Source organism: Micromonospora sp. NPDC049580 (genome assembly GCF_040675595.1).
Taxonomy (GTDB): domain Bacteria; phylum Actinomycetota; class Actinomycetes; order Mycobacteriales; family Micromonosporaceae; genus Micromonospora.
This window is the reverse complement of sequence record NZ_JBFAPG010000217.1, coordinates 1-9,863: the sequence shown is the minus strand read 5'-3', so window position 1 is coordinate 9,863 and position 9,863 is coordinate 1. Positions and strand designations below refer to the sequence as shown.

Here is a 9,863-nt window from a genome sequence, read left to right as displayed (position 1 = left end):
CACCCCGCCCCGGCCGGGGCTGGGTGGCGTCCTCGCCGTCTTCCTGGCGCCCGCCCTGGCGCTGTTCCTGCTGCTGGTGATCGCGCCCATCCTGGTGGCCGGCTACGCCAGCCTCTACAAGTGGAACGGCTTCGGGCTGCCGGAGAACTTCGTCGGGCTGGACAACTACACCCGAGCCTTCGGCGATCCGACCTTCCGGGGCGACCTGTGGCGTGGCCTCGTGCTCGTGCTGCTCTCCCTCGCCGTGCAACTGCCCGCGGCGCTGGCCCTGGCCATGCTCCTCAACCAGCCGCTGCGCGGCCGGGCCGCGTACCGGCTGATCTTCTTCGCCCCGTACGTGCTCTCCGAGGTCACCACGGCCGTCCTGTTCACCCTGGTGTTCTCGCCGAACCGGGGCCTGGGGGAGTCGGTCTCGCGCTGGTTGGGCGCCGACGCGGGCGCCGTCTTCGCCGACCCGGACACCGTGCTGTTCGCCGTCTTCCTGGTGGTGTCCTGGAAGTACTTCGGCCTCTACATGATGCTCTTCCTGGCCGCCCGTCAGGGCATCCCGAAGGAGCTGTCCGAGGCCGCGGTCACCGACGGCGCCACCGCCTGGCAGGCGTTCCGGCACGTCACCCTGCCCCTGCTCGGCCCGACGATCCGCATCAGCATCTTCCTGTCGGTCATCGGCACCATCCAACTGTTCGACATGGTCTGGGTGCTGACCGGCGGCGGCCCGATCCACACCTCGGAGACCATGGCCGTCACGATGTACCAGTACGGCTTCCGCCGCTTCGAGGTCGGCTACGCCAGCGCGATCAGCATCGTCATGTTCCTGCTGAGCCTCGTCTTCGCCCTGTTCTACCAGCGCATCGTCCTGCGTCGGGACACCGCGGGCGCGATCACCAACCAGGGAGGCCAGCGATGACCGCCACGACCAGTCGCGCCCAGCGGACCCGCAGCCTCGTCCTGCACCTCATCTGCATCGGCGTCGGCGCGCTCATCGTCGTGCCGGTCTGGTTCGGTGTGATCGGCGGCTTCAAGGACAACGGTCAGCTGTCGACGAACCCACTGGGCCTGCCCGACCCGTGGGTGCCGCAGAACTACACCGACCTCTTCGCCTCCGGCGTGTTCTGGCGACAGCTCGGCAACAGCCTGCTCATCGCCGTCAGCAGCACCGTCATCGTGGTCGGCGCGGCGGCGATGGCGGCGTTCGTCTTCGCCCGCTACGCCTTCCGGGGCCGCGAGTTCCTGGTCACCCTGTTCGCGATCGGCCTGATGTTCCCGTTCGCGGTGGCGATCCTGCCGCTGTTCGTCCTGCTCCGCGGCCTGGGCCTGCTGGACAACCCCCTCGGTGTCATCCTGCCCCAAGCCGCGTTCGGGCTGCCGATCACCATCATCATCCTGCGCCAGTTCTTCCGGACCATTCCCGCCGAGGTGGAGGAGGCCGCCGTCCTCGACGGCTGCGGCTCCTTCGGGTTCTTCTGGCGGGTCCTGCTGCCGATGGCCCGTCCCGCCCTGGCCACCGTCTCGGTGCTGGCGGTCGTGACGAGCTGGAACAACTTCATGCTCCCGCTGGTCGTCTTCAGCGACCAGAGTTGGTGGACGCTCCCCGTCGGGGTCCAGGCGTTCCAGGGCCAGTACGCCGACGACACCGCCCGGGTGCTCGCCTACGTCGTCCTGTCCATGATTCCGGCCCTGGGCTTCTACGCCGTGGCCGAACGCCAACTCATCGGCGGCCTGACCGGCAGCGTCAAGGGGTGACGACACCGGATCGCCAACCCAGCTGAAGCGTCCCGCAGAACAAAGGAGCGGACCGTGGGCTCCGACAACGGCCGAAACGTCACCATCGCGATGATCGCGCGACTGGCCGGTGTGTCCGTGCCCACGGTCTCCCGGGTCATCAACGGTCGCTCCGACGTCGCTCCCGAGACCCGGGAGCGCGTCGAGCGGCTGCTCAACCACCACGGTTACCGCCGTCGCACCCAGGCCCGGCGGACCGAGGCCGCACTGATCGACCTGGTCTTCAACGACCTGGACAGCCCGTGGGCCGTGGAGATCATCCGTGGGGTGGAGGACGTCGCCCGTGCCAGTGGCGTCGGCACCGTCGTCTCCGCCATCCACTGGCGCATCTCCTCGGCCAAGCAGTGGCTGGACAACATGCGTACCCGATCCACCGAGGGCGTCATCTTCGTGACCTCGATGGTGAACCCACCGTTGCAGGCGGAGCTGCGCCGGCTGCACCTGCCAGTGGTCATCATCGACCCCGCCGGTGTCGACCCGCAGGAGTCGCCCACCATCGGCGCCACCAACTGGGCGGGCAGCCTGAGCGCCAACCAGTACCTGCTCGGCCTCGGCCACCGCCGCATCGGCTTCATCGCCGGACCACCACACCTCATGTGCAGCCGGGCCCGGATGGACGGGTACCGCGCGGCGCTCGGCGCCGCCGGCATCGCCGTCGACGACGCACTCATCCGGCCCGGCAACTTCTACCACGAGGCCGGCTTCACCTCGGGTACGCAACTACTGGCCCTGCCCGACCCACCCACCGCCATCTTCGCCTCCAGCGACCAGATGGCGCTCGGCGTCTACGAGGCCGTCCGCAAAAGCGGCCTGCGGGTGCCCGACGACATCAGCGTGGTCGGCTTCGACGACCTGCCGGAGGTCCGCTGGTGCTCCCCACCGCTGACCACGGTCCGCCAGCCACTGGCCGAGATGGGCATGCTGGCCGCCCGGACCGTGCTGCGCCTTGCCGGAGGCGAGAAGACCGAGAGCCCGCGCATCGAACTCGCCACCGAACTCGTCGTGCGCGACAGCGCCAGACCGCCCCGCTGACCTTGCCGGGCCCGCGCGACCGTCGCGGTTCTTTTTCGGTACGCCTCCTGCGCTCAGGCGTCGCGCAGGGCGTCGTCGACACCGGTCTCGCGGCGACCGAGGTGAGCGGGCTCCCGGCCGGACAACACGTCCACCGCGGCCTTCAGGCAGGCGCCGTTCTCGCGCAGGGAACCGAACCGCCACGTCCGGGAATACCGCTTCGCGCTGTCGTCGCCCACCCCCTGAGCGTCGATGCCGAGGCGCCGACACAACGCCACGGCCCGGGGCAGATGGAACGACTGGGTCACGACCGTCGCCCGTTGCACGCCGAAGATCTGCCGGGCCCGCGCGCAGGAGTCGTACGTGTCGAAGCCGGCGTAGTCCAGCACGACCTTGCGTGCCGGCACACCCCGGTCGACCAACCAGCGCAGCATCGCTTCCGGCTCGTTGTAGTCGGCGTTCATGTTGTCGCCGGACACCAGGATCGCGCTCACCAGGCCGGCGTCGAGCAACCGCCGGGCGATCTCCAACCGGGCCGCGAGGACCGGCGACGGCGTCCCGTCGGCGTCCACCTTGGTGCCGAGCACCAGGGCGACCGGCGCGGCCGGCACATCGGCCTCGCTGTAGAGGTGGCCCTCCGACTCCCCGCGGACCCACGACACACTGGCCACGGTGCCGCCGGCCAGGACCACCGCACCCACCACCAGAACGAAGGAGGTACGACGGACGAACCGTCGATGCTCCGTGCACCACCGCCTGGCCGCTCCGAGTCGTCCCCGCATGCCGCGAGAGTATTCGGGCTTCGCTCATGGCGGTCGGGTCGGGGCGGTCACCTTCAGCCGAGGTCGTGCTCCTCGACGTGCTGCTCCGACTACGCGAGCATCCGATGTGCCGCAGCTGAGCTTGCAACCTGCTCGCGAGCGTGCGTTGCCGTGCCGACCATCGGTGACGTCGTGCCGCGTGCGCGTTCCACCCGCTCCAGAGTGGCGACGAAGTCACGGCGCCACGTAGGCGCATTCCAGTCATAGCTGAACGCCCAGGGAGCGACCCCGCGCAGTTCGACTCCTGGCGGGGGGTGAGAGACCATCGGCGCGCCGCGGACCATCTCCAGCATGTTCAACGAGCAGTCGACCCGGTCAGCGGGCGCCGCCGCCTGTAGGCGGAGCAACCACGCCAGTTGTGCCTGCGCCTCCTGCTCCTGCTCTCCTGGAAAGCCAAAGATCAAGTTCGTCACGACGGTGATACCCGCCTCCGCCAGCGCCAGGATCAGTTCCTCAAGCATCGCGGGATCGGCTCGCTTGTCGAACAGCCGCTGACCAGCCGGGCTGATCGTCTCCACGCCGATCTCCAGCGTGGCGAGTCCGGAGTCGGCCAGGAATGAGGCCAGCGGAAGCAGCGCTCGACTGGCCTTCGTCGTTGCGCTCCATCGCAGTCCAGTCACCGGATCGTGGCGCAACGCCTCGGCCAGGGTGCGCAGCATCGGCGCTGTGAACAGAGAGTCCTTCAAGGAGAAGCGGCGGACGTCGTGGGCCCGGACGAGCGCGCTGATCGTCCGCGCCGCAGCATCTGGGGCGAGGGCGGTGACCTGCCGTTCGACGACCGGGTAGGTGCAGAAGGTGCATCGCCCGTAGGAACACCCTCGTGAGAACTGGACCGGCAGCGTCAGCGAACGGCGGTCGTAGAGAGCGAGCTGGCGGGCGTGGAACGTGGGTAGATACTCGAACGGAACGTCTGCTGGAGTTTGCGCTGGTAGCAGCGGTCGCCGGATGCCGCGAGGGCTGAGTCGGACCAGAGTCGCCACAAACTCGTCTTCGCAGTGACCAGCCAGCACAAGGTCGACCATGTCCCGGATGCCGTTGTCACGGTGAATCCGATCTCCCAACAGGGTTACGTGACTGCCACCGAGCATGGTCGTCGTGCCGGGCCAGATCTCCTTGACCACCCGCAGTACGAGCAGACCGACGAAGACCTGGGACGGCCCCATCAGGGACACGCCCACCACCGCGGGCGGGGTGTCGCACGAAGCTTGGAGCTGCTGTTCGAGCCACGTCCGCCATGGCTCCGGCTCGGCGGCGGCGGCCGTCACGGCGGCCGTGATCGCATCGGTTGGGTAGTGCATCCCCGCCACTGGATCGGCGGTGTCGGGCAGATGCAGCGGAGGCGTACCACGCAGACCCGTGTGGGCGAAGAGCCATCGCGCGGCGGCCGCCACGCTCGACCGGTCCTTGCCGTGGTCGCCCAGTGTGCTGCGGAGGGTGCCAGCCTGATTGCCGAACCGGTTGAGTAAGAGAATGTTGAGGTCCAGCACTTCCACGTTAAAGCCGTGACGTGCGGCGACGGTCGCGAGGATCGCCGGGCCCAGCGGAGGGTTGGTGTCCGATGGAGACGGTGGCGGTACGACGATCAACGCGTCGCAGAACGGTGGTGGCGTGTGGGATGAAGACGACCGGACAACTCGAGGTGATGCCATTGGCGACCTCGCACTCCGTGAGGCATTGATTGCTCACAGTTTAGGCAGTGCGATTGGAGGTGGTCTATATGCGATGGAGAACCTCGCGAAGGTCCCTGATTCGGAAGTCCGCGCTGCAGTTGCGAAATGCAAAGTCGGGATGGGCGAAGAGGTAGGTCGTCCCCCCGGCCACCTCTGCCAATCGCATGTCGCTCGCCGAGTCTCCGATGATCACGATCTCCTCGAAGGCCTGTTGGCCGACGAGGTACCCGGCGAGAACATCCCTCTTGGTGGTCTTCACGTCCAGGACATGCTGGTCCACAGCGAACGCCCGCCCCGGCAGGAAATAGTCCGCGAGTTCCAGCAGTTTGAGGAACATGTCGAGGGTGCCGGGGCGGGTGTTGGAGATGACGATCTGCTGGTGCTGGATGGCTATGGCGTCCAGTACGTCGGTGACATGTGGAGTCGGTTTCATCCAGTGATACTGCAGGTCAGGCCGCTCCTCGGAGAGGGTGAAGCACGCGTCCTGCAGCTCCAGGTGCCGGTGGTGCGTCTCGTTGGGCAGGAGGAAGTCAAAGTATTCGTACCACTTGTGGCCGTACAGGCGGCGGCCGTCCTCGTACCCGAATCTTTGCTCGTATCCGAAGGTGGCGAGCACCTCGTTGGAGATGTCGATCACGGCTCGATCGTTGCCCTGCTCCAGTACGCCGTGCAGATCCCAGACAAAGAGTTTCACGAGTTCGCCCTTCCCGTGGTCGCGTAGTGTCATCTGCTCATCCCGCAAACGACGTCGAGCTTCCGTCCGCAATGGGCCGACGGGAGATCGCCTGCAACATCTCGGACAGCTTCTCTTCCATCGCCGACGTCAGCCCTTGGCCGGACAACGCAGTGGTGGCCGCGCGGAGCGTCGACAGGGAACGGCCACCGATACTCTCATGCCGCACCAGATAGATGTCCATGAAGGTGTACAGGTCGACGTAGCGGCGTTGCGGGGGGATTGCCTGGAAGGTGGTGCTCTCGAACATCGCCAACACTCGGGTCGTCGTGCGTTCGTGCGGCGGGTAGGGCGGCAGATCCAGGAAGGGTGGGCGGCCTGCCCTCACGTCGCCGTAGTAGTAGAGGACGTAGCCGCGGCTGCAGGCCCGGAACGCCGAGTCGTACTGCAGCAGGTAGAAGAACCGTGACAGCGCCGAGTCCGACTCGTGGTGGCACAACGCCCACAGAATCGAGCTCAACAGGAACTCGTCTCGCTCTCGCTGCAGCAGTGCGGTCAGCTGCTCAGGAGCCGCCGGACTGGTCCGCGAGATCAAGTAGACCAGCAGGTTGCAGACCGTCAGCCGGTCACCCGTGTCGAGACCTGGTTCATCACGCAGATGCCGGTACAGCTGGGAAAGCCGTTCGCCGAGCCGGTGGTCGGCCAGCTCCTGCAGCTGACCGATCAAGTGGTGGCGGACCTCTCTCGTCAGGTCGCGACGCAGCAACGTCACAGCCTGCTCGGGGGAGAGCACGGCGAGCAGCCGGTCGCGAATGTGTCGGGCCAGCAGGTATTCGTAGAACGAGTAGTGCAGGAACTCGCCGACTTCGGTGCCGTGGAGAGTGCGCCGGTCGATCACCTGGTCGAGTGCTCTGATTTCGGCCCCGCGTCCGCGGCTGGTTGCGAGAGCGGCGTGCAGGTCGGCCATCGGTATGGCGTCCGCCGGCAGTTCGCGTGCGTGCACGAGCCAGGCCGCCGTCTGCCAGACCGACAGCGACTGGCCGGCCCACGCGGGGTGGGTGCTGCGCACCGCGAAGTCGGTTGTACGGCTCAGCCGGTTGAGATACTCGCCATAGAGATTACTTGCACTGCTGATCCGCGTTGCGGCGTCATGGCCGATGAAGGTGAGCATCCGGGCGTAGAGCGGACGCTCTACGAGTCTCGTCAACCGCTCCGAGTCGACCACGGTCCGGTAGAGATCGGGATCGGCGATCAGCCCCTGCCGTTGCAGTCGGATCAGATAGTCCGCGAACTCGGTCTCCGCCGACCAGCCCTTGAGCACGAACACCTCGTCGAAGCTGATCGCGGTGGTCTCGAAGGCGATCCATTCCTCGTATTCCCTGGTGCGGGAGGTGACAAGCGCCGGGGCGTGTTGGAGCAGTTGCAGCAGTGCGACGGTGAGCGGCCCGTCGCCGGCCAATTCACTCGCCTCGTCCAGGCCATCGACAAGCACCACCGCGTCCGTCGCTGCCGTCGGGTCGAGTCCTGCCTGCTGCAAACGGTCGAGGACCTCCACAGCGTCAAGCGCGCGCAGCGGAATGGGTATCAGGCCGGCTTGTTGTAGTTCGAGCGCCGCGCCGTAGAGCGAGAGGCTCTTTCCGGACCCGGGCTCGCCGAGCAGAAGCACCGACTCGCCCTGGTGGAGAGGGGCCATCAGTGCCGCCACGGCATGCTCGCCCACTTCTGGGCCTCGCTCGTGATACCGGGTCATTCGGCCGGGCACGAACAGGTCCAACCGATGCAGCTCGGCGAGGCTCAGATCAAGGGGGTATGCGGTCCGTCTCCGACCGAGACGGCTGACCAGTCCCGTAGAGAGGCGTCTCAGTCGGATCCGTTGTTCCTCGCGTCGGTCGTCTACCGGCGCTTCCTGTTCAGCGGACTCGACAACTGTGGACGGCGGCGGTGCCGGTGGCGCGGTCTCGGCGTCCGCCAGGTCCGGGTGACTCGGGGTTTTCGTTCCGCCGTCCGGCAACACCGTCAGGACGACGGTTAGCCCGACCAAGAGCAGTGCCAGTACGCCGAGTGAGTGCCACGGGTGGGTGCGGACCAACTCCAGCCAGCCGGGCCACCGCTGCTGGGCCGACGCCTCGTTGGTGATCAGCCCGGTGAGCACTGTCGCGGCTGAGAGGACGCCGGTGACCGCGATTGCCACCACCATCCGCGGCGTCCTCATCATGCGCATCCCTCATCACCAGTCGGTGGTGGTCGGATGTTCGGCGCGGCCGCCAACCGTTTCCCGCTTGTTGACGGACCGTGACCATGGCCTGACTCCAGGCTAACGCCCGTCTTCCAAGCTGGCTGCCCAGCGATCCGTGGAGAGCCACGACGGGGCCGAGCCCCACTGGCTGGCCGTCTGGAGCGGAATCGCGGCCCGGCTCCGGAAGACTCCCGGGCCGGGCCGCATCGTCGCCGGTAGCACCGATCGATCGGGCTACCGCATCAGCTTCTGGTCCACCTCTGGCTGGTCCCGCCGTTGCAGGTCGAGAGGACCACCGGGCTGCCGTTGGCGGTGCCGGCGGAGTTCGGGGTGAGGCACAGGCCCGACTGGACTCCGGTGACCGTGCCGTCGGTTCCGAGGTTCCACTGCTGGTTGGCACCGCCGTTGCAGTCCCAGATGATCACCCGGGTGCCGGAGGACGTCCCGGCGCCCTCGGCGTCCAGGCACTTGGTGCCGTACACCTGGAGTTGCCTGCCGGTCGTCGACGTCCACTGCTGGTTGGTGCCGCCGTTGCAGTCCCACAACGCCACCTGGGTGCCGTTCGTCTGCGACCGGGACGGGACGTCCAGGCACCGGCCGGCGTTGACGTTGCGCAGCGGCGCCGCCGTGCCGCCCGGCGGCGGGGTGGTGGGGTTGGGGTTGGTGGTGTCGAAGCCGAGGAAGCGGATGGCCTGGGCGGCGTCGAACGGGATCGAGTGGCCGTAGCCCTGGAAGCTGATCGCCTCGACCGGGGCGGTGGGGCCGGTGCCTCCGTAGCGGGTGCGGGTGGCGCTCGTCTGGGGGTAGTCGGTGTAGCTGGGGGTCTGCGAGACGCCCAGCACGTTGGTCCACTGTTTGATCTGCTCGCCGAAGTTGACGTAGCTCAGCGTGGTGTCCGTGGTGCCGTGCCAGATCTGGACGCGCGGGCGGGCGCCGGTGTAGCCGGGGTAGGCGTTGCGCACGAGGTCGCCCCACTGCTGCGGGGTTTTGGTGATGCGTCCGCCGGAGCATTCGCTGTTCCACTCGGCGCCGTTGGTGGTGGCGAAGCAGCCGAACGGGACTCCGGAGGAGCTGAAGCCGGCGCTGAACACGTCCGGGTAGAGGCCGAGCATGACGTTGGTCATCATGGCGCCGGAGGAGAAACCGCCCACGGCGATCCGGGTCGGGTCGACCGGGTAGCGGCTGCGGACGTAGTCCAGCATGGACTTCAGGCCGACGGGATCGCTGCCGCCGTCGCGGCGCAGGGCCTGCGGGGAGGAGACGTCCCAGCATTTGCTGCTGCGGGTGACCGACGGGTAGATCACGATGAAGCCGTAGCGGTCGGCCAGGGAGCTGAGGCCGAAACCGGTGTGCACGGCCGGGCCGCTGCCCGTGCAGTAGTGCAGCGCGAGGAGCAGCGCCGGGCGGGCCGCGACCCGGTCCGGCACGTACAGGTGCATCTGCAGGTTCGTCGGGTTGGTGCCGAAGTTGCTCACCTGGGTGAGCGTCGCGGCCGACGCCGGGGTGGCGAGCGTGACCACTGCCGTCATCGTCGCCAGAGCCGTCGCCAACCCGGCGGCCAGCAGCGCGAGCCTTGTTCTCATCGGCGGTTCCTCCACAGTGGGTGCAGCGGTGGCGGTGGGGGTGTGCGGGGAGAAGGCCCGGACCGGTCATCGGCACGACGAACCACG

General features: G+C 67.7%; 8 protein-coding genes. 3 read left to right on the top strand and 5 right to left on the bottom strand.

Annotation, left to right across the window (positions count from 1 at the left end; genetic code table 11):
* From AB0J68_RS18355 to AB0J68_RS18345, 3 genes are all read left to right on the top strand, one after another.
* A partial coding sequence (locus AB0J68_RS18355; protein WP_363939534.1) for a sugar ABC transporter permease occupies positions 1-907 on the top strand: 907 nt, incomplete at its 5' end.
* A complete protein-coding gene (locus AB0J68_RS18350; protein WP_354855702.1) occupies positions 904-1,743 on the top strand; it encodes a carbohydrate ABC transporter permease in 840 nt (279 codons plus the stop codon). The genes AB0J68_RS18355 and AB0J68_RS18350, both read left to right, overlap by 4 nt.
* Before the next feature lie 54 nt (positions 1,744-1,797).
* Entirely contained in the window at positions 1,798-2,814 is a 1,017-nt protein-coding gene (locus AB0J68_RS18345) for a LacI family DNA-binding transcriptional regulator (RefSeq protein ID WP_355138590.1), read from the top strand.
* Positions 2,815-2,867: 53 nt separating this feature from the next.
* Here the strand turns inward: AB0J68_RS18345 and AB0J68_RS18340 are convergent, their stop codons facing one another.
* The 5 genes from AB0J68_RS18340 to AB0J68_RS18320 all read right to left on the bottom strand — a co-directional run bounded on the left by AB0J68_RS18340 (position 2,868) and on the right by AB0J68_RS18320 (position 9,776).
* Positions 2,868-3,575, bottom strand: coding sequence for an ElyC/SanA/YdcF family protein (locus AB0J68_RS18340; RefSeq protein ID WP_354855700.1), 708 nt, complete (start codon positions 3,573-3,575; stop codon positions 2,868-2,870).
* Between the two features lie 89 nt (positions 3,576-3,664).
* Positions 3,665-5,107: a B12-binding domain-containing radical SAM protein gene (locus AB0J68_RS18335; protein ID WP_363939531.1), complete on the bottom strand. Its 1,443-nt coding sequence runs from the start codon at positions 5,105-5,107 to the stop codon at positions 3,665-3,667.
* A 220-nt stretch (positions 5,108-5,327) separates the two neighbouring features.
* On the bottom strand, positions 5,328-6,011 hold the full coding sequence (locus tag AB0J68_RS18330; protein ID WP_355066352.1) for an HAD hydrolase-like protein: 684 nt from the start codon (positions 6,009-6,011) through the stop codon (positions 5,328-5,330).
* Positions 6,012-6,015: 4 nt separating this feature from the next.
* A complete protein-coding gene (locus AB0J68_RS18325; RefSeq protein WP_355066350.1) occupies positions 6,016-8,154 on the bottom strand; it encodes a hypothetical protein in 2,139 nt (712 codons plus the stop codon).
* A 281-nt stretch (positions 8,155-8,435) separates the two neighbouring features.
* The gene (locus AB0J68_RS18320) at positions 8,436-9,776 is read right to left on the bottom strand and encodes a PHB depolymerase family esterase (RefSeq protein ID WP_363939529.1); all 1,341 of its coding nucleotides are present in this window, start codon (positions 9,774-9,776) and stop codon (positions 8,436-8,438) included.
* Positions 9,777-9,863 lie beyond the last annotated feature (87 nt).